The sequence below is a fragment of the Synechococcus sp. UW69 genome (assembly GCF_900474185.1).
Classification (GTDB): domain Bacteria; phylum Cyanobacteriota; class Cyanobacteriia; order PCC-6307; family Cyanobiaceae; genus Parasynechococcus.
This window is the reverse complement of sequence record NZ_UCNW01000009.1, coordinates 77,000-99,207: the sequence shown is the minus strand read 5'-3', so window position 1 is coordinate 99,207 and position 22,208 is coordinate 77,000. Positions and strand designations below refer to the sequence as shown.

The 22,208-nt window shown below is 62.0% G+C and carries 19 protein-coding genes; 12 read left to right on the top strand and 7 right to left on the bottom strand.

The annotated features are described in order from the left end of the window. The first annotated feature begins 19 nt into the window (after positions 1 to 19). Positions 20 to 2,308: a type II secretion system protein GspD gene (locus DXY29_RS08130; RefSeq protein ID WP_115025003.1), complete on the top strand. Its 2,289-nt coding sequence runs from the start codon at positions 20 to 22 to the stop codon at positions 2,306 to 2,308. Here DXY29_RS08130 and DXY29_RS08125 read toward each other — a convergent pair whose 3' ends face one another. After that, on the bottom strand, positions 2,309 to 3,091 hold the full coding sequence (locus DXY29_RS08125) for a pentapeptide repeat-containing protein (RefSeq protein WP_115024533.1): 783 nt from the start codon (positions 3,089 to 3,091) through the stop codon (positions 2,309 to 2,311). Positions 3,092 to 3,140: 49 nt separating this feature from the next. On the opposite strand from DXY29_RS08125, the gene DXY29_RS08120 reads away from it, so the two are divergent. Beyond that, complete coding sequence (locus DXY29_RS08120) at positions 3,141 to 4,214, top strand: threonine-phosphate decarboxylase (protein ID WP_115024532.1); 1,074 nt, start codon at positions 3,141 to 3,143, stop codon at positions 4,212 to 4,214. A gap of 1 nt (position 4,215) precedes the next feature. Here the strand turns inward: DXY29_RS08120 and murG are convergent, their stop codons facing one another. After that, positions 4,216 to 5,292, bottom strand: a complete 1,077-nt coding sequence (gene murG / locus DXY29_RS08115) for an undecaprenyldiphospho-muramoylpentapeptide beta-N-acetylglucosaminyltransferase (RefSeq protein WP_115024531.1) — start codon at positions 5,290 to 5,292, stop codon at positions 4,216 to 4,218. A 58-nt stretch (positions 5,293 to 5,350) separates the two neighbouring features. On the opposite strand from murG, the gene DXY29_RS08110 reads away from it, so the two are divergent. Further along, complete coding sequence (locus DXY29_RS08110) at positions 5,351 to 6,103, top strand: hypothetical protein (protein ID WP_244279352.1); 753 nt, start codon at positions 5,351 to 5,353, stop codon at positions 6,101 to 6,103. On the opposite strand, the gene DXY29_RS08105 is transcribed toward DXY29_RS08110, so the two are convergent. Beyond that, positions 6,100 to 6,987 (bottom strand): NAD(P)-dependent oxidoreductase, encoded by an 888-nt coding sequence (locus tag DXY29_RS08105; RefSeq protein ID WP_115024530.1) that lies wholly within the window; start codon positions 6,985 to 6,987, stop codon positions 6,100 to 6,102. The genes DXY29_RS08110 and DXY29_RS08105 overlap by 4 nt on opposite strands. A 72-nt stretch (positions 6,988 to 7,059) precedes the next feature. On the opposite strand from DXY29_RS08105, the gene DXY29_RS08100 reads away from it, so the two are divergent. After that, on the top strand, positions 7,060 to 7,428 hold the full coding sequence (locus tag DXY29_RS08100) for a hypothetical protein (RefSeq protein ID WP_115024529.1): 369 nt from the start codon (positions 7,060 to 7,062) through the stop codon (positions 7,426 to 7,428). Between the two features lie 8 nt (positions 7,429 to 7,436). Here DXY29_RS08100 and pgk read toward each other — a convergent pair whose 3' ends face one another. Continuing rightward, positions 7,437 to 8,642: a phosphoglycerate kinase gene (gene pgk, locus DXY29_RS08095; RefSeq protein ID WP_115024528.1), complete on the bottom strand. Its 1,206-nt coding sequence runs from the start codon at positions 8,640 to 8,642 to the stop codon at positions 7,437 to 7,439. Between the two features lie 118 nt (positions 8,643 to 8,760). Between pgk and ylqF the strand changes: the two genes are divergently transcribed. After that, a complete protein-coding gene (gene ylqF, locus DXY29_RS08090; protein WP_115024527.1) occupies positions 8,761 to 9,627 on the top strand; it encodes a ribosome biogenesis GTPase YlqF in 867 nt (288 codons plus the stop codon). Continuing rightward, a complete protein-coding gene (locus DXY29_RS08085; RefSeq protein ID WP_115024526.1) occupies positions 9,624 to 10,625 on the top strand; it encodes an RluA family pseudouridine synthase in 1,002 nt (333 codons plus the stop codon). Before ylqF ends, DXY29_RS08085 begins: the two co-directional genes overlap by 4 nt. Before the next feature lie 209 nt (positions 10,626 to 10,834). Here the strand turns inward: DXY29_RS08085 and DXY29_RS08080 are convergent, their stop codons facing one another. Beyond that, positions 10,835 to 12,475, bottom strand: coding sequence for an ABC transporter ATP-binding protein (locus DXY29_RS08080; RefSeq protein WP_115024523.1), 1,641 nt, complete (start codon positions 12,473 to 12,475; stop codon positions 10,835 to 10,837). A gap of 20 nt (positions 12,476 to 12,495) precedes the next feature. Between DXY29_RS08080 and DXY29_RS08075 the strand changes: the two genes are divergently transcribed. Continuing rightward, positions 12,496 to 14,829, top strand: a complete 2,334-nt coding sequence (locus tag DXY29_RS08075) for a bifunctional (p)ppGpp synthetase/guanosine-3',5'-bis(diphosphate) 3'-pyrophosphohydrolase (RefSeq protein WP_115024522.1) — start codon at positions 12,496 to 12,498, stop codon at positions 14,827 to 14,829. On the opposite strand, the gene DXY29_RS08070 is transcribed toward DXY29_RS08075, so the two are convergent. After that, positions 14,826 to 15,299, bottom strand: a complete 474-nt coding sequence (locus DXY29_RS08070; protein ID WP_170952170.1) for a DUF2062 domain-containing protein — start codon at positions 15,297 to 15,299, stop codon at positions 14,826 to 14,828. The genes DXY29_RS08075 and DXY29_RS08070 overlap by 4 nt on opposite strands. Before the next feature lie 54 nt (positions 15,300 to 15,353). On the opposite strand from DXY29_RS08070, the gene mnmE reads away from it, so the two are divergent. From mnmE to DXY29_RS08045, 5 genes are read left to right on the top strand one after another with little or no spacing between them, the layout of a single operon-like run. Beyond that, on the top strand, positions 15,354 to 16,706 hold the full coding sequence (mnmE, locus tag DXY29_RS08065; protein ID WP_115024520.1) for a tRNA uridine-5-carboxymethylaminomethyl(34) synthesis GTPase MnmE: 1,353 nt from the start codon (positions 15,354 to 15,356) through the stop codon (positions 16,704 to 16,706). Positions 16,707 to 16,729: 23 nt separating this feature from the next. Then, a complete protein-coding gene (nadC, locus tag DXY29_RS08060; protein WP_115024518.1) occupies positions 16,730 to 17,569 on the top strand; it encodes a carboxylating nicotinate-nucleotide diphosphorylase in 840 nt (279 codons plus the stop codon). Positions 17,570 to 17,612: 43 nt separating this feature from the next. Then, on the top strand, positions 17,613 to 19,385 hold the full coding sequence (gene argS / locus DXY29_RS08055; protein ID WP_115024516.1) for an arginine--tRNA ligase: 1,773 nt from the start codon (positions 17,613 to 17,615) through the stop codon (positions 19,383 to 19,385). Continuing rightward, entirely contained in the window at positions 19,382 to 20,500 is a 1,119-nt protein-coding gene (locus DXY29_RS08050; protein ID WP_115024514.1) for a histidinol-phosphate transaminase, read from the top strand. The genes argS and DXY29_RS08050 overlap by 4 nt, the downstream gene beginning before the upstream one ends. Next, the gene (locus DXY29_RS08045; RefSeq protein ID WP_115024512.1) at positions 20,497 to 21,480 is read left to right on the top strand and encodes an asparaginase; all 984 of its coding nucleotides are present in this window, start codon (positions 20,497 to 20,499) and stop codon (positions 21,478 to 21,480) included. Before DXY29_RS08050 ends, DXY29_RS08045 begins: the two co-directional genes overlap by 4 nt. On the opposite strand, the gene DXY29_RS08040 is transcribed toward DXY29_RS08045, so the two are convergent. Then, positions 21,464 to 22,186, bottom strand: coding sequence for an MBL fold metallo-hydrolase (locus tag DXY29_RS08040; RefSeq protein WP_115024510.1), 723 nt, complete (start codon positions 22,184 to 22,186; stop codon positions 21,464 to 21,466). The genes DXY29_RS08045 and DXY29_RS08040 overlap by 17 nt on opposite strands. Between the last annotated feature and the right edge of the window lie 22 nt (positions 22,187 to 22,208).

The window sequence follows — 22,208 nt, the reverse complement described above, 5'->3', positions numbered from 1 at the left end:
TGCTCAGGAAACTTCAATGATGACGGGCAAGGTGAGCAGCTTGGTGATTCGACGCATGCTCCCTTTTGTCATGGCTCTGGGGTTCGGTGCTCCATGCATTGAGCTGTGCATGCTTGCCGCCTCTTCAGAGGTTGCCGCTGCCTCTGCTGTGTTGACACTTCGCCGTTTGGGTGATCGTGTTGATGTTGTTGTTGATGGAGTGTCGTCTGATGCACGCGTCATAAGCGAGAGGAGTTCGGCAACACAGTGGAGCGGGCAGCTGCGAGCTGCGGCTCCGTTGCTTCTCCGTCGATCCCAAGAAGTCGAGTTGTCAGAAGCTGGTCTTCAATCAATTCGTCTAAGCGCTACTGGTTCAGGTGAATTGCAGCTGACCGTGCGAGCTTCGCAGGGAACATCCTTGCCGAAGCCAAAGATTCAAGTGGATGGCACCAGTCTGATCGTCTCATTCACACGTTTGCCGATTCAAACGACGGCCTTGATGAGTGGCCGGCTTGACTTAAACCGGCCCGGCCGAGTCCAGCAGTCTGCGTTCATTCCACCCATGCATGCGCGGGCTTCGGCGCCGCCGCTGGGAGACATGGCAGTCGGAACGATGCTGTTGCAGAACCGCAGCTATGTGAATTTGAGTGGGCCACCGGTATCTCTCACTCTTAATAATGCTGCCGCAAAAGATGCATTAATGTCTTTGGCAAAACTAGGCGGGTATGGATTCGTATTCGTTGGAAATACCCTCGCCGAAGCGCGCTCTGCCAAAGAGAATGCTGATGAAACTCTGTCAAGAAGTCTGTATCCAGTAACCCTACAGTTTGTTGAAGAAGATTACTCCAGGGCTGTAAATTCTGTGCTGTTGGCTTCTGGTCTGCAGGGGAAGCTAGAGGGAAAAATGCTTTTAGTCGGTGAAAATGTTTCTTCCAAAGGGTTTGGGGCGACTCTTTCTAAGACGTATCGGTTGAATAGCGTGTCTGCCCTCTCTGCTGCAATGTTTTTGGGTAGTCTTGGCGCCAAAATATCTCAGGTTACAACAGTTCGATCAGTTGATGAAGGTGAGTCTGGTAAACAGGGTATTGGTACCGATTCCACTCGAAAGTTAGAGCTGAAAGAGTCTGGGGATCTGGGATACATTGATAGCAGAGCTGGCAGAAGGAGTAGTTCGTTCAGGTCAAATTTAACTCAGATAGATACTTACGGTGCTTCTGAAGGCCCTTTAAAGGGCTTATCGGGGACAACTGATTCTAGACTGCAGACGATCACATTGATAGGCGATTCTCGGGTTGTCGATGTGGCAGCATCTTATTTGAAGAAAATTGATTTGAGGCAAAGGCAGGTTGCGCTTTCGGTCAGGATATTGGATGTGACTCTTGATAATGATTCGTCAATTCAAAATGATTTTGCTTTCCGCTATGGCAATAATTTTATTGTTAGTGATGATGGCCGTTTGTCTGCTTCGTTTGGCGAGTTATTGCCACCTAACTCTAATAACTTTGATGTGATTGCTGGAGGAGCATCGAGTGGAAAGCCTGAGACAGTAACTGTTTCAGGTGACGGGGCTGCAGTGCAAACGCAGGTCATACCTCCAAGTACAATTCCTGGGCGTATAAATCCAGGGCTTGTTTATCCTAAAAATCGTATTTTTGAGTATTTACGCGCTTCTATTTCTTCTGGTAGCGCAAAGACATTGGCCAGCCCTACGATGATATTAAGCGAAAATCCTGAGCCCGTCCCAGGCGGAGTGGAAGGGCAAAGTTTGCAGCAGGGGCTGGAATCAACTGGAATAGGTAGGCCTTACTCCAACGAGTCTTATGTTGCCGTAGGTACTAACGAGATTACGAATTATTCTGTTGAATCTGGTCAAAATGGCGCTGCAAACACTTGTCAGCCTGTATTTGGTATTTCAGGATTGACTGTTGGCGCAAGAGTGAAAAAAATTGATGATAATGGATTTGTAACTTTTACGCTTTCTCCTGCAATATCGGCGACTACATCTACGCAAGATGTTCAGGGTTGTGGGCCAATATCTGTATTGAGTTTACGGAGATTGGATACAGGTACAGTAAGGGTTCGCGACGGCCAGACTCTTATATTGACAGGAGTCATATCTGATTCTGATGTTCAAGCTGTTTCGAAATGGCCGATCCTTGGTGATATCCCATTGATCGGTCAATTTTTCAGGAGCTCTGCGGGACGCCGCAATAAGCGTGAGCTGGTGATATTGGTGTCTCCTCGAATTCTTGACGATGAAGAAAGTACATATGGTTACGGTTATCGGCCTTCAACCAGAGAATCGCGACGGTTGATGGGGGCTAGCTGATCAGAAACTAATTGCTGGCATAAATAGTTTCATTGCCAGCGGTAATAGCGCCTGCGAGGTTGAAAGAAGCCCGTCAAGAAGTGCAGATCCCACACCATTGCCATTCTGAGCGTTGTTCACTTTGTCTTGCAAAGATCTTGCGGCTGTCTGTAATTGGCCGGCATGGGATGTTGCACCTTTTTTGGCGTATAAGTTGCTGGCGTAGATGAAGTCCTGAATTGCTAGTTGACGTTTGCCCAGCTTCTCGCGTGCAATGCCTCTCGCAACCCAGCTTTCCGCAGCGTCCGTTTGTTTGCTGATGGCAAGCCCGAATAAGTTTTCTGCCTGTTTCCAGCGATCACTTTCCGCAGCGCCTACCCCTGCATTATGTAGGGCTGCATGACTTTGGGCCTGAGGTTGCATGCCTTTGGCACCGCTCCAGTGGGCTTCCTCGAGAGCGTTGGGATCCAGCATGGCACCAGTGAGATCTGCATTTCTCAAATCAGTGCCATAGAGCCTTGCTCCGTGCAGCTTGGTCCCTCTAAGGGATGCTCCTTGCATGCTTGTGAAGCTGAGATCGGCGCCGCTTAGATCTGCTCCATCGAGGCGTGCCTGTCCAAGATTGGCGCGTTGCAGTTGGGCTCGCTGCAGATCTGCATCCCGCAGGTCGGCGTGCACCAGATCCACATCCACCAGGCGACAGTCCGGGCAATTCCGTTGCTGCAGCAACACGATCAGATCGTCCGCCCGTGCCACCAGTGGCGCGGCGAACAGCAGTGTGAACAGCAGCACTCGTGCTGGCATAGGCAGTGGGTCACTCTGGTGATATCTCTGCGTTTTATCGGGAGTCGGGATGGGCGTCGACCTGCGCCATGGCGGCAACCGCGAAGCAGCCGCTGCGAGGTTGAACTGCAAGCCATCGCAGCTGCTGGATGCCAGTGCTTCTCTGGCCCCCTGGAGTCCGCCTTGCTCCCGCATCCCCCTGACCGCCATCCGCAACTACCCCGATCGGGGGCAGACGTCCCTGCGCCAGGCGATGGCGGGCTTGCATGGCGTGGATCCTGATGCTGTGCTTCCTGGCAACGGGGCAGCTGAGTTGTTCACCTGGGCGGCGCGCGACGCTGCTGCTGCTGGCGTCAGTGCGCTTCTCGCTCCCGGGTTCGCCGACTACCGGCGGGCTTTGAAGTGTTGGAACGCTTCTCGGATCGACGGGTCCTTGGCATTGACCTGGGATCACGCTGGCCCGCTGGTGCATCCCGCCATGAAGGGGGCTGTGTTGTGGATCTGCAATCCCCACAACCCCACCGGTCAGCTCTGGAGCCGTGCCTCGTTGCAGTCGCTGTTGGAGCGCTACGCACTGGTGATCTGCGATGAAGCGTTTCTGCCCTTGGTGCCCAATGGCGAACAGGAGTCGATGATTCCGTTGGTGGCAGAGCATTCCAACCTGGTGGTGATCCGCAGCCTCACCAAGCTGTATGGCATCGCCGGGCTTCGCTTGGGCTATGCCGTTGCGCAACCGCAGCGGCTGCAGCGTTGGGCCCTGTGGCGGGATCCCTGGCCCGTGAATGGCATCGCCCTGGCTGTTGGCGAAAGGTTGTTGGCATCACCTCGGCGTTACCACCGCTGGTGTGAGCGGGTTCAGCGTTGGGTGGCCATAGAAGGCGCCTGGATGCAGCAGCAGTTAGCGGCGCTGCCTGGCATTACCCCCATGCCGTCGGCAGTGAATTACCTGTTGATTCGATCGAACCGCTCCCTAGTGCCATTGCGGGAAGCATTGGAGCAGCGGCATCGCATTCTTCTGCGTGATTGCCGCTCCTTTGAGGGCTTGGGTGAAACCTGGCTACGGATCGGCTTGCAATCTCGCCGCAACAACCGCCGCATCGTGAGGGCGTTGCGTGAGGAGCTGCAGCGCAACCCTCTGATTTGACTCAGTCCACCAGCGCCTGAAGCAAGGCAGCCAGTTGCCGCTCGGCATCCCGTTCCGCCAAGGCCTGCATGCCTTCACGCATCTGTGCGAGGGGATCGGGTGCGGCCGTGGGCTGCCCCAGCCGTGCTGCCAGGAGCCGTTGAACGGTGTTCAACAACACCGGCTGGTCTGGTTCGTGTTGATGCACGATCACCGCAGCACCCAAAGACGCGGCGCAGGCGGCATTGGCCTCCTGATGCTGGTCTGCTGCCTGCGGGAACGGCACCAGCACGCTGGGAGTCCCGCAGACCGCTAGTTCACTGAGGCTGCCGGCCCCCGCGCGGCTGATGGCCAGATCGGCATGTTGCAGCAGCCCGGGAATCTCATCGCTGAAGCTGCGTTCCACCAGCTGTGGATGCTGCAGTTGCTCGATGTCGGGATCGTTGTCGCCGGTGAGGTGCACCACCCGGCAGCCCTGCTCCAAAAGGGGAGGCACCGCAGCACGCACCATGCGGTTCAATCCCACCGCGCCTTGACTGCCGCCCATCACCACCAACAGCGGGCCCTCGCCGCTGGGGACCCAGGCCGGCAGGGGTTGCGCCGCCAGGAAGCTGGAACGCACCGGCGTGCCGGTCAGTACCGGCTGGCTGCCGGGGATGCGCTTGGCGGCAGCGGGGAGGCCAATGGCCACGGCGCTGCAGAAGCGACCCAGCAAGCGGGTGACGCGCCCCGGGATGGCATTGGATTCATGCAGCACCACGGGAATGCCACACCAGCGCGCCGCAAGGATCGCGGGGGCGGCGATGTAGCCGCCGGTGGTGAACACCACATCGATCGCGTTCCGGCGGATCACCCGCCGCACGCTGACGCTGGCCAGCAACAGACGCAGCAGCTGCAGCAACTTGGTCAGCCCACGCCCCTGCAGGCCTCCGGCATTCACGCACACCAAGCCAAAGCGTTCGGGCACCAGACGCGTTTCGAGTCGATCGGGCACCCCCAGCCAGCGCACGGGCCACTGGTCTTCAACGGCTTCTGCAACAGCCAGAGCTGGAAAGAGATGGCCGCCGGTGCCGCTGGCAGCGATCAGAAGCCGGGTCATCGCGTCGGCCGTCTCCGCTCACCACGCCTAACTTAATTGGGTTGTTGCGTTCCGGCCCGTGCGTCGTTTCCTGGGAGCCACGCTGGTGTCGGCCATAGCGCTGGTGTTATCTCCGGTCCATGCCCTCGAGCAGCCCGGTCGTGAGGGCAGTGCGGTGGAGAGCTTCAGTTCCCGCCTGCAAACGGTGTTGAACAGCGGTGGTTCTGCGAGTGGTGCCCCTACGGCGTTCGACACGGTGGCCAGCGTTGAGCTGCAGCCAGTATTGGCCCAGCGCTATCAGAGATTCCGTCAGGATTTCCCTGAGGTCACCTGGCAAGTGGAGCCTGCAGCGCCCACGCCGGATGGCCGTCAGACCCTCAGCCTGCGGGTGCGTGGTGCCGCCGAATCCGAGGGGCTGAACTACGCCTTGGAAGCCTCGGAACAGATCGCGATTCGGCTTGAAGACGGCCAGCTTGTGGAGCAGGAACTGTTGGCCCAGCAGTCGTTGCTCCGCAGCGGTGAACGCCCGTTGGCCGTCAACGTCTCGATCCCCGATGTCGTGCTGACCGGCAGTCGCTACGACATTGATCTGGTGGTTGAAGAGCCGCTGGGCCAGGCACTGGTGGCGGGCGGCTTGCTCGACCTCACCGATGAGCAGTTGTCGGCTCAGATTCGCCCCAATCTGCCGCTGGCACCTCTGGGTGGTGGTGGTTTGTTCAAGAGCGTCCAGGCACCGCAGCAACCCGGTTCGCAGACCTGGGCTGTGATGCTGGTGCATCCCGATGGGGTGGTGACGGCCACCAAGCGGGTGCGGGTGGTCAGCAGCAATTAGCTCTCTCCCATCGCAGGGTTCCAACGATGCAGTGCGGACACGTCTTCATCGCCATGGCCGTCGTTGATCAGATCGAGTTCCAGCTGTTCCACCAGCGTCGTCACGGGTAGATCCAGTTCGACTGCTCTGGCTGTGTCGAGGGCGATACCGAGATCTTTGCGGTGCAGGCTGAGCCGGAAGCCGAGGGGATAGGTGCCTTCAAGCATGGTGGTGCTGCGATGCTCCAGAGCCCAGGATCCGGCTGCTCCGTTTTTGAGAGCGTCGACCACCAGTGGCATGGGTAGATCCAGGCGCTGGCCCAGGGCCACTGCCTCAGCCACGGCGGCATAGCTGCCGGCCACTAGTACCTGGTTCACCGCCTTCACCTGCTGCCCTCGCCCCACGCTGCCGAAGTGATGGATGGAGGAGCTGATCACCTCGAGAATCGGCCGAACACGCTCCAGCGGCTCGGTGGCTCCTCCAACCAGCACTGTGAGGCTGCCGCGTTTGGCACCTTCCGTGCCGCCGGTGACTGGGGCATCCAGGTAATGGATGTTCTGGCGCGCCAGGCGCTCGGCACAGCGTTGGGCTGTGGCGGGAGCAATGGTGGAGCAATCCAGCACCACGCTGCCGGTGGTGAGTTGTGACGCAGCTCCGTGGGGTCCGAACAAGACCTCCTCAACTGCTGCGTCGTCGCTGACGCACAGAAGAAGAACGTCAACGCCGGCGCTGGCCTCGGCTGGGCTGGAACATCGAGCTGCACCCTCGAGCTCCGGCCTGGTTTCGGCTGTGCGGCTGCGGGTGTGCACCCTCAGCTGAAAGCCGGCGCGGTGCAGGTTGATCGCCATCGGTAAGCCGAGAGCGCCCAGCCCCACGAAGCCCAGGCTCAAGTCAGATCTGGTCATGACTCATGGCAGACCATTCAGATCCTGATTGATGTGTGTTACCAGAATGGATGCATTGCGAAGGCTTCATCCATGCGCATCTCCAACGCCTCCCTGGCTCTGGCTGCACTGATGGCAGCACCGGTCATGACAATGTCTCCATCGGCAGTGGCTGGGCGGGATCAGTCCCCTGAGCAGAGCCAGGTTCTGTTCCAGGCCCGCAAGACCTGGTTCAAAGACAACTACGAGCGTCGACTGGATCTCCTGCAGAGCCATCAGCTCTGTGTTGATGCGGCAGCATCCGCGAATGAGATCAAGACGTGTCGTAAGGACATGAAAAAAGCCCGGAAGTCCCTCAAGCAGGACTACCGGGCATACGTGAACAAAGTGCGGAATCAGCTGGGGCTTCCGGCGCGGACCGGCAAGAAGCGCGATGCCAAAGGCCGGAAGCTCCAGACCTGAACGTCTGATCAGGCGGCGTCGAGGGCAGCCACACCGGGCAGCACCTTGCCTTCCAGCAGTTCAAGGCTGGCGCCGCCACCGGTGGAGATGTGAGACATCTTCTCGGCCAGGCCAGCCTTCTCAACGGCTGCAACGGAGTCACCGCCGCCGATGATCGTGCAGCAGCCCTTGCCGCTCAGGTCCGCCAGGGTGGTGGCGATGGCGTTGGTGCCAGCAGCGAACTTGTCGAACTCGAACACGCCCATGGGGCCGTTCCAGATCACGGTCTGGCAATCCGCCAGGGCGTCCTGGAACACCTTGATCGAGTCGGGGCCGATGTCGAGGCCCATCCAGCCATCAGGGATGGCGTTGATGTCAGCGATCTGACTGTTGGCGTCGGGGGCGAAGTTGTCGGCCAACATCACATCGGTAGGAAGCAGCAGCTGCACGCCCTTGGCCTTGGCCTTGGCTTCCAGCTCCTTGGCCAGTTCCAGCTTGTCCTCTTCCACCAGGCTCTTGCCCACTGCGAGGCCGCGAGCCTTGTAGAAGGTGAAGATCATGCCGCCGCCGATCAGCACCTTGTCGCACTTGTCGATCAGGGCCTCGAGCACGCCGATCTTGGAGCTCACCTTGGATCCACCGACGATGGCGGCCAAGGGACGCTTGGGCTCATCCACAGCACCCTGCAGGTACTGGAGCTCCTTCTCCATCAGGAAGCCGGCGACGGAGGGCTTGAGGAACTTGGTCACGCCTTCGGTGGAGGCATGGGCTCGGTGGGCGGCGCCGAAGGCGTCGTTCACGTACACCTCAGCCAGACCAGCCAGTTTCTCGGCGAAGCCGGCTTCGTTCTTCTCTTCCTCAGCGAAGAAGCGAACGTTCTCCAGCAGCACCACATCGCCGTTGGCCATGGCGCCAACCTTGGCTTCGGCATCAGGACCGATGCAGCTGTCGGTCTTGGTTACGGATTTGCCCAGCAGTTCGCTCAGGCGAGCCGCCACGGGGGTCAGGCGCATCGCGTCATTGACCTGGCCCTTGGGACGGCCGAAGTGAGCAGAAAGGATCACCTTGGCGCCCTTGCTGATCAGGTCGTTGATCGTGGGCAGGGCGGCACGGATGCGGGTGTCGTCGGTGATCGCACCGGCATCGTTCAGGGGCACGTTGAAGTCAACCCGCACGAGAACGCGTTTGCCGCTCAGGTCGCCGGCTTGGAGGCTGGCCAGGGAACGCTTCGCCATAGGGTTGTCTCGTGCGGTAAGAAAACGGGGTGACATTAACCCGTGTGAAGGGCGATAGCGCCGGCGAGTTCAATGTGAATGTGTTTCAGCGGGCCACCTGTTCTGTGCGTTTGCGTTTGTGAGCACTCCAACGATTCAGTGGTATCCCGGCCACATCGCGAAGGCGGAGCAGCAGCTCAAACGCCATCTCGACAAGGTGGATCTGGTGATTGAGGTCCGCGATGCCCGCATCCCTCTCGCCACAGGTCACCCCCATCTCAACCGCTGGCTGAAGGGCAAGCAGCACCTCTTGGTGATCAATCGGCGTGACATGGTCACAGCGGCCGCCAAGGAGGCCTGGGAGGCCTGGTTCAAGGCCCAAGGTCAGCGCACCGTTTGGTGTGATGCCAAGGCCGGTACCGGGGTGAAGCAGGTGCAGCAGGCAGCGATTCGCGCCGGAGATCAGCTCAACGAACGCCGTCGCAACAGGGGCATGCGGCCCAGGCCGGTGCGGGCCCTCACCCTGGGATTTCCCAACGTGGGTAAGTCCGCCCTGATCAATCGTTTGGTGAGGCAGAAGGTGGTGGCCAGTGCCCGGCGGGCTGGGGTGACGCGAACCCTGCGCTGGGTGCGTCTGGGGCAAGACCTGGATCTCCTTGATGCACCAGGGGTTCTGCCCCCCCGGCTCGATGACCAGCAAGCGGCCCTGAGGCTCGCCCTTTGTGACGACATCGGCCAGGCCGCCTACGACGGTGAACTGGTGGCTCAGGCCTTTCTGCAGCTATTGATCGATGCCGAATCGCAGGCCGCGGCTGGAGTAACGCTCCCGCTCCTGCAGGAGCGTTATGGCATTCCCCTGAGCGGTGAAACGGCGGACCCCGCCCTTTGGCTGGAGGCTGCAGCGTCCCGCCACACCTCTGGGGAAACAGCACGCATGGCCCAGCGGCTGCTGGATGATTTCCGTAAATCGGCCCTCGGCAGCATCGCCCTGGAGCTGCCGGCATGAGTCCGCAGTGGAAGCGTCCTCCGCTGCCGGAAGAGACCTTTACCGACCGCTTTGGGGAGGGTGAGGGAGAGCTGCTCACGTTGAGGTATCCCAAACCGCTGCCGATGCGGCTGGACCGTTGGCTGGTCAGTCAGCGCACGGAGCAGAGCAGAGCCCGGATTCAGAAGTTCATCGACGCGGGGTATGTGCGCGTCAACGGCAAGACCGGCAAGGCCAAAACACCGTTGCGTCAGGGCGACGAAGTGCAGCTCTGGATGCCGCCCCCGGAACCGTTGCCTTACCTCAAGCCGGAGCCGATGGATCTGGATGTGCTGTTTGAAGACGATCATCTGATCGTGCTCAACAAGCCCGCAGGTTTGACGGTGCACCCGGCACCGGGCAACAAGGACGGCACCTTGGTCAACGGTCTGCTGCATCACTGCCCCGATCTGCCTGGGATCAGCGGCAAGCTGCGCCCGGGGATTGTCCACCGTCTCGACAAAGACACCACCGGCTGCATCGTGATCGCCAAGAGCCAGGAGGCCCTGGTGCGGTTGCAGGTTCAGATCCAGAAACGGATCGCTTCCCGTGAGTACTTCGCCGTTGTCCACGGTGTGCCCGACGGCGACTCCGGCTCGATCGTCGGCGCCATCGGTCGTCATCCGGTGGATCGCAAGAAGTACGCCGTGGTGAGCACTGAAAACGGCCGTTACGCCTGCACCCACTGGACCCTGGTGGAGCGTCTCGGGGACTACTCCCTGTTGCGGTTCAAGCTCGACACCGGGCGGACCCATCAGATCCGGGTCCACTGCGCCCATATCAATCACCCCGTGGTGGGGGATCCCACCTACAGCCGCTGCCGCAAATTGCCGATCGAACTGCCCGGCCAAGCGCTGCATGCCGTGCAGTTGGGGCTGGACCATCCAATCAGTCGTGAACGGATGGTGTTTGAGGCACCCCTTCCGCCGGTGATGGAGAAGTTATTGGGGGTGTTGCGGCGGCGCGCCGCGTCGGGTTGATGGGGAGAGTTGCAGGTTCAGGGGTGCACTGGACAAGTGCTGAATCCGCTTTTTGATGGTGGTTGATCCATAGGCCGATCGATGGTCATACGGGTTCGTTGCAACAGAACTTGGGTCTCCGCTTTGATCCGCTCCGTGCGCCGTGAGGTGCTTCCTGCTTCCTTGCGCCGGCACCTGATCGTGGTTGACCTTTCAGAGACTGCTTGAGTTCAGCGGGGCAGCCTTGGGCAGGCCTCCACCAGGGTCTGGCTGATGGGTGCCTGTGGAGCGCTGAAGATCCGGTCCCCTGGGCCCTCCTCAACCACCTTCCCCTTGTCCAGCACCATCACCCGGTGACAGAAGCCACTGGCCACCGAGAGGTCATGGGTGATGAACACGATCGCGAGGCCCAGCTCCTGCTGCAGCTCCCTCAGTAGGCCCAGAACATCCGCCTGCACTTCTGCATCAAGCATGCTGACGCTCTCATCGCAGATCAGCACCTTGGGCTTCAAGGCCAGGGCGCGCGCGATCGCCACCCGTTGTTGCTGTCCACCGGAGAGCTGCTTTGGCAGGCGCTCCTGAAACTGCTCTGCAGGGCTGAGTCCGACCCGTTCCAGCAGGCGTCGGGCTTCCTCCCGGGCTGCAGCTTTGGAGCAGATGCCATGGATTAGCAATGGATCGGCGATTGCATCAGCCACCTGCAGAGCGGGATTCAGGCAGGCCAGAGGGTCCTGAAACACCATTTGAAGGGCCCGACGGGCTGACCGCAGCGCTTCTCCCCGCAGGCTCAGCAGAGCCTGGCCGAGCAGGTCGACCCGTCCGCCGCGGATGGGATTGAGCCCCATCAATGCTCGGCAGAGGGTGCTTTTGCCACAGCCGGATGCTCCGACAACTCCAAGACTTTCCCCGGCCCTGAGCTCGAAACTCACCCCATCCACTGCCTTCAGCCAGACAGGAGACCAAGGCGCGCCACCCACCGCATGCCAGCAGCGCAGTTCCTCCACCTTCAGCACGCTGCTGTTGTCGGGACGTGCCGGCGACCTCCCACCTTCACGGGCCTGTGCTGCGGAGACCAGGCGTTGCCCCACGGAAGACTTCGGCCTGGTAAGCAGCTGATGGCTGGGGCCGTCCTCCACCTTGCGTCCGCTGTCGAGCATCGCCATGCGGTCGCACCAGCGGGCAGCCATGGCCAGGTCATGGCTGATCAGCAGCAAAGCACTGCCCAGTTCTTTGCAGAGACCACTCAGCTCGGCCATCACCTGCCCTGCTACAGCCACATCCAGGCTGGTGGTGGGTTCATCGGCGATCAGCAGCGGCGGTTCCAGGGCAATCGCCAGGGCAATGGCCAGGCGTTGTCGCATGCCACCGCTGAGCTCATGGGGGTAGGCGCGGAAGCGGTTGGCACCGATGCCCACCCGTTCCAGCAGCTCTCGGGCCCGTTCTTGGTGGGCCGTGTTGCTGGTGTCAGGCCGGTGGGCTCTGAGGGTGTCGATCAGATGTCCCCCCACGGTCATCAGCGGATTCATCCGCGTCATCGGGTCCTGGAACACCAGACCCACGGCCTCACCGCGCAGCTGTCGCAACTGCGGTCGCCTGAGCTGGCGTGGATCCTGGCCGGTTAAGTCCAGCCGACCTTCACAGACTGTTCCCCGTGGCAGCAGCTGCATCACGGCGCGGGCCACGGTGCTTTTGCCGCATCCTGAAGATCCCACCAAGGCCAGGGTCTCCCCGGGCTCGAGGCTCAAATTCAGCCCATCCAGCGTCCAGTACTCACTGCCGGGGTAGCGCAGTCGCAGCTGTTCGAGTTCCAGAACAGGCCGGCCCATGAACAGTGCGGCAGGAAAGACGGGAGGTCCTGCACTGAATACCATGGATTGATCCGCTGGGTCGGATGCTCAACGCCGCCTCAACACCCAACGAGCCCCGAGCCAGCACTGGTTCGGCTGCGGTGGCGTGTGTGTTGCCAGAAGTCCGGCGCCATCCCATCCGCCATCCGGATGACTACGACATCTCTCTGCCGGACTGGTTGAGGGAGTGCATCGCCAATGTGCCGCCCGGCATCGGTCAAAGCTGCCCTACGGATTCCGAGGCGCTGCTGGTGTCGGCCTTCGATTTCGGTTTTCAGCTCCACGAGGGACAGTTCCGGGCCAGTGGTGACCCCTACATCGTTCATCCGGTGGCGGTGGCGGATCTGTTGCGGGATATCGGCGCCAGTGCCCCCGTGATTGCTGCTGGGTTCCTCCATGACGTGGTCGAGGACACCGACGTCACCCCCGATCAGATCGAGCAGTACTTCGGTTCAGAGGTGCGTGAACTGGTGGAGGGTGTCACCAAGCTCGGCGGAATTCACTTCAACGACCGCACGGAAGCGCAGGCGGAAAATCTGCGGCGGATGTTCCTGGAGATGGCCAGCGACATCCGCGTGGTGTTGGTGAAGCTGGCGGACCGGTTGCACAACATGCGCACCCTTGGTGCTCTGAAGGAGGAGAAGCGCCAGCGGATCGCCCGCGAAACGCGTGAGATCTATGCACCCCTCGCCAACCGGCTCGGCATCGGCCGCTTCAAGTGGGAGCTGGAGGATCTGGCGTTCAAATTGCTGGAACCGGAGGCCTTCCGTGAGATTCAAGAGGAGGTGGCCACCAAGCGCAGCGAGCGGGAGGAGCGGCTCGGTGTCACGGTGGGGCTGCTGAATGAGCGGCTGGAACGAGCTGGCTTAGAGCACTGCGAGGTGACGGGTCGTCCCAAGCATCTCTATGGCATCTGGAGCAAGATGCAGCGTCAGCAGAAGGAGTTCAACGAGATCTACGACGTGGCGGCGTTGCGGATTCTCACCACCAATGTCGAAAGCTGTTACCGCGCGCTGGCGGTGGTTCACGACACCTTTCGTCCGATTCCTGGTCGGTTCAAGGACTACATCGGGTTGCCGAAACCCAATGGGTATCAATCCCTCCATACAGCGGTAATCGGTCGGCATCGCCCGATCGAAGTGCAGATCCGCACCCTTGAGATGCACCATGTGGCCGAATTCGGGATTGCGGCCCACTGGAAATACAAGGAAGGAGGCTCGCCGGCCAGCAGCAGCAGTGATGCGGAGCGGTTCAACTGGCTGCGTCAGCTGGTGGATTGGCAACAGGAAGGAGGAAATGACGATCACAACGACTACCTCTCGTCGATCAAGGAAGACCTCTTTGACGAAGAGGTGTTTGTGTTCACACCGAAGGGTGATCTGCTCGGTTTGCGCAAAGGGGCAACCGCTGTCGACTTCGCCTATCGCATCCACTCCGAAGTGGGCGACCACTGCCATGGCGTCCGCATCAATGATCGGCTCTGCCCCCTGGCCACACCGCTGCAAAACGGTGATTTCGTTCAGGTGCTCACCAGCAAGACGGCTCACCCCAGCCTGGATTGGTTGAACTTTGTGGCCACGCCCACGGCCCGCAACCGTATTCGTCAGTGGTACAAGCGCAGCCACCGCGATGAAACGATCGAACGGGGCAAGGATCTGCTGGAGCGGGAGCTGGGGCGTGATGGCTTCGATGCCCTGCTGAACAGTGAGGCGATGCAGCGGGTGGCGCAACGCTGCAATGTGCCCACCACCGAGGATCTGTTGGCGTCACTGGGATTCGGTGATGTGACGCTGCAGCAAGCGCTCAATCGTCTGCGGGAGGAGATGCGCCTGCTGGCGGAACAGCAGCAGGCGCCGCCCAGCAACGAAGAGGTGGCGATGGCTCTGGTGCCATCGCGGGATGTGGCGCCGGATCGTTCTGGAGGTGAAGGGGCGATCCTTGGACTGGAGGGATTGGATTACCGCCTAGGAGGCTGCTGCAGCCCGCTGCCGGGCGAATTGATCGTGGGCACGGTGGCCCTCGGCAACCACGGCATCACCATTCACCGGCAGGACTGCTCCAACGTGGAGACGATTCCGCTGGAACGGCGTTTACCCGTGCGTTGGAACACCACCCACGCCCAACGGGAGAAGCAACGCTTCCCCGTGCAGCTGCGGATCGAGGTGATTGATCGCGTTGGCATCCTCAAGGACATCTTGATGCGCCTCTCCGATGGCGCCATCAACGTCAGTGATGCTCGGGTGACCACCGCAGCGGGCCGGCCGGCCCGCATTGATCTGCGGGTTGAGTTGGATGGTGCGGATCAGCTCAGCCGCACGATGGTCCAGATCCGCTCGATGGCGGATGTGATCGGGATTGCCCGGGTGGGAACGGGTTAGCGACTTCTGCTCACCACAGGATGGGCCCCGCGCCGCAGAAACAGGCGGTAGGCCATCCAGCCGCTGGCGATGGCCAGCACCATCCCCACAACGGTCGAGCCCAGCAGGATGCGTTGGGTGAAGTCCCAGCCCTGGGACCACAGGCTGCTGCGATTGAGCTCCGCAAGGTTGATCGCGCATCGGCCAGGGCCCAGCAGCTGACAGCCCACCAGATAGTTGAACCAGTAGAGAGGCAGATAGGTGAGGGGGTTGCTGACCAAGGTGCCTGCGGCGGCGAGCAGGTGGTTGCCACGCACCAAGGTGGCGACGCCCACGCTGAGGAAGATCTGCAGTCCGAAGAAGGGGTAGCAGCCGCAGAACACGCCGGCGGCCAGGCCACGGGCCCGTTGTCCTGGGGTTCCCTCCTGTCTCCACAACCAGAGGACCCCGCGGCGCATCCGGATGCGACTGAGGCGCAGCAACCGGCGCATGAACCCAGCAAATGTCGGCTGGATCCTAGGTATGGATCATCAGCGGCGACTGCTGTGCCCAGCACCGACACGATTGCGGCGGTGGCCACCGCAGTGGCTCCAGGTCAGGGTGGGATTGCTGTTATTCGTCTCTCCGGGCCTTCGGCGGAAGCGGTGGGGCGCAGCGTTGTGCACTGCCCGGGCCGTCAGGAGTGGGCATCGCATCGGGTGGTGTATGGCCACGTGATCGATGGCGCAGGCCGGCGACTGGATGAAGTGCTGATGCTGCTGATGCGGGGCCCGCGGAGCTTCACCGGGGAGGACGTGGTGGAGATCCATTGCCACGGCGGGGTGATCGCTGTTCAGCGGGTGCTCGAACAGGTGCTGGGGCAGCCGGGAGTTCGTCGGGCCTTGCCTGGCGAGTTCAGCCAACGGGCGGTGCTCAACGGTCGGCTCGACCTCACCCGCGCCGAGGCGGTGAGTGAGCTGGTGGCGGCCCGCAGCCGCCGGGCGGCCGAGTTGGCGATGGCGGGCCTTGATGGCGGGATCCAGGCCCAGATCACAGATCTACGGGAACGGCTGCTCGACCAGCTCACCGAGCTGGAGGCTCGGGTGGATTTCGAGGAGGATTTGCCCCCTTTGGATGGCGATGCGTTGCTGCAGCAGCTGCAAGCCGTGCGCCTGGAGCTTCAGCAGCTGGTTCGTGACGGAGAGCGGGGAGATGCCCTGCGCCAGGGCCTGCGGGTGGCGCTGGTGGGTCGCCCCAACGTGGGCAAGAGTTCCCTGCTCAATCGTCTGAGCCGCCGCGAGCGGGCGATCGTGACCGATCTGCCGGGTACCACCCGGGATCTGCTGGAGAGCGAGATCGTGCTGGAGGGGGTGCCGATCACCCTGCTCGACACCGCCGGCATTCGCAGCACCGATGACGCGGTGGAGCAGCTGGGAATTGCCCGCAGCGAGGAAGCTTTGGCCACGGCGGATGTGGTGCTGTTGGTGCTGGATGGCCATGCGGGCTGGACCGCCGAAGATGCAGCATTGCTGGCGCGCATCCCCGAGCAGATCCCCAGGATCCTTGTCGCCAACAAGGCGGATCTCCCTGCGGGTTCGTTCCCCCAGCCGGTGGATGTTCAGCTGTCCGCGTTGGAGGGCACGGGTGAAGCGGCTCTGGTGCAGGCCCTGCTCGAACGTTGTGGTGCTGCAGGAACCGACGGCATGTTGGTGGCGCTGAACCAACGTCAACGCGATCTCGCCGCCCGAGCGGCTGAGGCCCTGGCCCGCAGCCAAGAGGTGGCGGCCCAGCAGCTGCCCTGGGACTTCTGGACCATCGACCTGCGGGAGGCAATCCGATCTCTGGGGGAGATCACCGGGGAAGAGCTCACCGAAGCGGTGCTGGATCGGGTGTTTTCGCGCTTCTGCATCGGAAAATAGATGCATCGGACTTCAGGAACCGTTTGGACTGGCAATCCCCGGCACTCACCGCTGCGTTGGAGACCTGGCTGGAGGAAGACATCGGTCGCGGTGATCTGACGGCTGCTGCGTTGAAGGGCCAGCAGGGTCAAGCCCATTGGGTCGCCAACCAGGAGGGGCGGTTCTGCGGTGGCCCGTTGGTGCAGCGCTTGTTTCAGCGCCTTGATCCTGGGGTGAGCGTGCGTTTGCTGCGGGAGGACGGCGCCGCCGTCGAGGTGGGCGAATGCCTGCTGGAGCTGCAGGGACCTGCAACGGCTTTGGTGGCAGGAGAACGCACTGCCTTGAATCTGGCCATGCGGCTGTCGGGCATTGCCACAGCCACCGCTGATCTGGTGGCCCAACTCCAGGGCACGGGTGTGCGTCTTGCTGACACCCGCAAGACCACCCCTGGGCTTCGCGTGCTGGAGAAATACGCGGTGCGTTGCGGCGGCGGCATCAACCACCGCATGGGGCTCGATGACGCGGCCATGCTTAAGGAGAACCACATTGCCTGGGCGGGGGGCATCACGGCGGCCATTGCAGCCGTGCGCGAGCAGGCGCCCTGGCCCACGGCCGTGATTGTGGAAGCAGAGACCGATGCCCAGGCGCTGGAAGCGGTTCAGGCGGGCGCCAATGGAGTGCTCCTTGATGAGTTCACTCCCCAGCAGCTCAGTGCTCTGGTGCCTCGCCTGCGTGACTGCAGCGCTAGTGGGGTGGTGCTTGAGGCCTCGGGCATTCAGCCCGAACAGCTGCAGGCCTATGCCGCCACCGGGATCGATCTGATCTCCACCAGCGCGCCGGTCACCCGGAGCCGCTGGCTCGATCTGAGCATGCGCTTCACCTGAAGAGGGATGATCAGAGCCGGATTCCTCCGGCCACGCACTGCCCATGCTCAGCCTGTCCCAGACCCTGGATGCCCAGCTGCGGGCGGCGATGCAACGGGCCTTCCCTGAGGTGGAAACGGTGCTGGATCCCCAGCTAGCACCGGCCAGTAAGCCCGAATTTGGCGATTTTCAGGCCAACGGTGCGCTGCCCCTGGCCAAGCCGTTGAAGCAGGCCCCACGGCAGATCGCCACGGCGATCGTGGAGCAGCTGAAGGCTGATACGGCCTTCACGGAACTGTGCCTGGAGCCTCAGATCGCCGGGCCTGGTTTCATCAACCTCACGATTCGCCCGGAGCGGTTGGCGGCGGAGGTGTCGGTGCGGCTTGGGGACGAGCGGCTCGGCGTGCCGGCGGTGACGAACAAGGCACCGGTGGTGGTCGACTTCTCGAGCCCCAACATCGCCAAGGAGATGCATGTGGGGCATCTGCGCTCCACGATCATTGGCGATTCGCTGGCGCGGGTGCTGGAGTTCCGTGGCCATCCCGTGCTGCGCCTCAATCACGTGGGCGACTGGGGCACCCAGTTCGGCATGTTGATTACCCATCTCAAGCAGGTGGCGCCGGAAGCACTTGAGACCGCCGATGCGGTGGATCTCGGAGACCTGGTGGCCTTCTACCGCGAGGCCAAGAAGCGCTTCGATGACGATGAAGCCTTCCAGTCCACCTCCCGCGATGAGGTGGTGAAGCTGCAGGGGGGCGATCCGGTGTCGCTCAAGGCCTGGGGCCTGCTCTGCGATCAGTCGCGGCGTGAGTTCCAGAAGATTTACGACCGGCTCGACATTCGCCTGAGTGAGCGCGGTGAATCGTTTTACAACCCCTTCCTGCCGGCGGTGATTGATGGGTTGAAGTCCGCCGAGCTGTTGGTCACCGATGACGGCGCCCAGTGTGTGTTCCTCGAAGGCGTGCAGGGCAAGGACGGCAACCCCCTGCCGGTGATCGTGCAGAAGAGCGATGGCGGCTTCAACTACGCCACCACCGATCTGGCGGCAATCCGCTACCGCTTTGGTGCTGCTCCTGAGGGGGATGGTGCCCGCCGTGTGGTGTACGTCACCGATGCCGGTCAGGCGAACCATTTCGCCGGTGTGTTCCAGGTGGCCGAACGGGCCGGCTGGATCCCTGAAGGCGCTCGCCTCGAGCACGTGCCCTTTGGCCTGGTGCAGGGGGAAGACGGCAAGAAGCTCAAGACCCGCGCGGGCGACACGGTGCGTCTGCGGGATCTGCTCGATGAAGCCGTCGAGCGCGCCGAGACCGATCTGCGCTCACGCCTGAAGGAGGAGGAGCGCAGCGAGTCGGAGGAGTTCATTCAGCATGTGGCGGGAACCGTGGGTTTGGCGGCGGTGAAATACGCCGACCTCAGCCAGAACCGGATCACCAACTACCAGTTCTCCTTCGATCGCATGCTGGCGTTGCAGGGCAACACGGCGCCCTATCTCCTTTATGCCGTGGTGCGCATCGCCGGCATCGCCCGCAAGGGTGGTGACCTTGCCGCCACCAGTGCACAACTGCAGTTCAGTGAGCCCCAGGAGTGGGCCCTGGTGCGGGAGCTGCTCAAGTTCGACGCCGTGATCGCTGAGGTGGAGGAGGAGCTGCTGCCCAATCGTTTGTGCAGCTATCTGTTCGAGCTCAGCCAGGTGTTCAACCGCTTCTACGACCAGGTGCCGGTGCTCAAGGCAGATCCGGAAGCTCTGGCATCCCGCCTGGCCCTCTGTCGTTTGACGGCGGACACCCTCAGACTGGGGCTCGGACTGCTGGGCATCGCCACCCTGGACCGCATGTGAACGACAACATCCAACCGTTCACACCCGATGGTGCTCCTGCGGCCCGTGGTGCCGTTGAGCAACTCAAGGCCTACAGCGCTCCGCTGGAGGGTCGCCGCACGATGTTGCGGCTGGATTTCAACGAAAACACGATTGGCCCCAGCCCCCTGGTGGCCCAGGCGCTGCGCAACTTCAGCACCGAAGAGATTGCCGTGTATCCGGAGTACGACGGTCTGCGGGAAGCGCTGCTCCAGAACCTGGTGGAGACCGGCTGCCGGCCGGGGTTGAAGGCTGATCAGGTGGGCCTGTTCAACGGTGTGGATGCCGCCATTCATGCCGTGTTTCAGGCCTATGGCGATGCCGGTGAGACGTTGCTGACGACAGTACCCACCTTCGGGTACTACAGCCCCTGCGCCGGGATGCAGGGCATGACGATCGAGGCGATCCCCTATCAAGGCGAGACGTTCGAGTTCCCCCTGGCCGCCATTCAGCAAGCGTTGGAGGCCCAAGCGCCGCGGTTGCTGTTGATCTGCAATCCGAACAATCCCACCGGCACGCGTTTGCCAGCGGATCAGGTGATCGCTTTGGCTGCCTCAGCTCCGGGCACCTTGGTGGTGGTGGATGAGTTGTATGAGGCCTTCACCGGAGACAGTGTCTTGCCGAGCGCTGATTTCATGGCCACACCGAACCTGCTGGTGTTCCGTTCCCTGGCCAAAACGGCTGGTTTGGCGGGGCTGCGCATCGGATTTGCCATCGGCCATGCCGATGTGGTCGATCGGGTCAGCCGCGTTACCGGCCCCTATGACGTCAACAGCGTGGCCGTGGCCGCGGCGTTCGCTGCCTTGGCGGATCAGTCGTATGTGGATGCCTACGTGGCCGAGGTGCTGCGGGCCCGCGATTGGACCCTGCAGGCGCTGCGGGATGCTGGCGTTCGCCACCACTGCGATGGCGGCAACTATCTGTTGATCTGGCCCCAGCGACCCGTTGATGCAGTTGATGCGGCGTTGCGCGAGGCGGGAATCCTGGTGCGCTCGATGGCGGGCAAGCCCCTGATTGATGGGTGCTTCAGGGTGAGTATCGGCACCACCAGCCAGATGCAGCGCTTCATGGAGGCGTTCCTCCCCCTGGAGCAATGAAGCGCCTGCTGCTGCTGGCCACCGGCGGCACCATTGCCGGCTGTGCGGCTGACAGCACAACGCTGAACGACTACACCGCTGGCGTGCTGGGGGGTGATGCCCTGCTGGCTGCGGTGCCGCAGCTGCAAGACCTGGCCACGATCAGCGTCGAGCAGGTCGCCAATGTCGACAGCGCCGATCTGCTCTTTGAGCATTGGCGCGCGCTGGTGGATCGCATTCGTGATGCCTTTGCGGCGGACCCAGAGCTGGCCGGGGTGGTGATCACCCATGGCACCAACACGTTGGAGGAAACCGCCTGGTTGCTGCAGCTGTTGATCGATAATCCCCGGCCGGTGGTGCTGGTGGGGGCGATGCGGCCGGCGACGGCTCTAAGTGCCGATGGCCCGTTGAATTTGTTGCAGGCGGTGCAGGTGGCCTTGAGCAGAGAAGCCCGCGGCCACGGTGTTTTGGTGGTGATGGATGGCCAGATCCATAGCGCTCGAGCTGTCACCAAGGTGGCGACCCAGGGGGTGGGGGCTTTTGCCAGTCCCGGCAGCGGGCCGCTGGGTTGGGTCGATGACGTTGGCGTTCACCTGCCAACGGCGAGCGGATCCCGGCAGGTGCCCTTCGCTGGGCTCGCATTACCCGAGCGATGGCCCCAGGTGCCGATTCTCTATGGGTGTGTGGAGCCGGAGCCGCTCCTGCTCATCGCTTGTCTTCAAGCGGGTGTTGCGGGCCTGGTGTTCACCGGCACTGGCGCCGGCCAGTTGTCGGCAGCTGAGCGTTCGGCCCTTCAGGTGTGGCAGGGGGCGCGGCCATTGATGTTGCGGGCCAACCGCTGTGGATCAGGTCCCGTGCACGGGTGCCCTGAGGATGAACGGCTTGGGCTGCTGGCGGCAGGGAGCCTGAATCCCCAGAAAGCTCGAGTGCTGTTGTTGTTGGCTTCTCTTGCTGGATTGGATCGCGCAGAGCTGGCTGCGCTGATTACTGCATCACCGTGATCACGGTGGTGTCGTCGAGGCTGCCCGGCAGGGTTTGAGACCGGCCCACCCGACGCACAGCGGTTCCGCCCATGGCATCGAGGAAGGGCTGCACACCCTCCTGATCACACCCTTCGGGCGCGTCTCCGTTGACGTATTGCACTGGAATCACGCGTTTGGGGTTCAACTGATTCACCACCGCCGCGGCTTCCTCGGCGTTGTAGATCTTGCTGCCACCGCCAACGCCGATGATCAGCACATCGGGGTTGCCCAGCAGCACCCGGGCGGCGGCGGTGAGCTCTCCAGCGGTGGCACCGAGGTGGGCAAAGCTGAGGCCCCCTTGCTGCCAGCGCCAGATGGTGGCATTGCCAAAGCGGCGTCCGCCCATCCGGTCGTGGGGGCTGGCAAAGCCCTCCAGGCTTAGGCCACCGATGCGATACGACCCAGGTTGTCCCAGAAAGCGGCCACCGGCGATGTCGCGGGCCCCTTCATCGGCGAGTTCGGAGTTGGCCAGAACGACCCCGGCCGTCAGCCGGGGTTCAGGAAGCCCTGCAGCACAACCGACTGCCTTGTAGGGGTTGAGCAGCACCGACTGGCCGCCGCCTTGGATCAGCAGGGCCCGTTGCCCGTAGCTGCTGATCGACACCCCACCACCCGCCAAGGCTGGAGAGGTCAGGCTCAGTGTCAGGCCTGCAGCGGCGGTCACAGCGGAACGCAGGACGGACATGGGCGGAGATGAACTTGCTCTG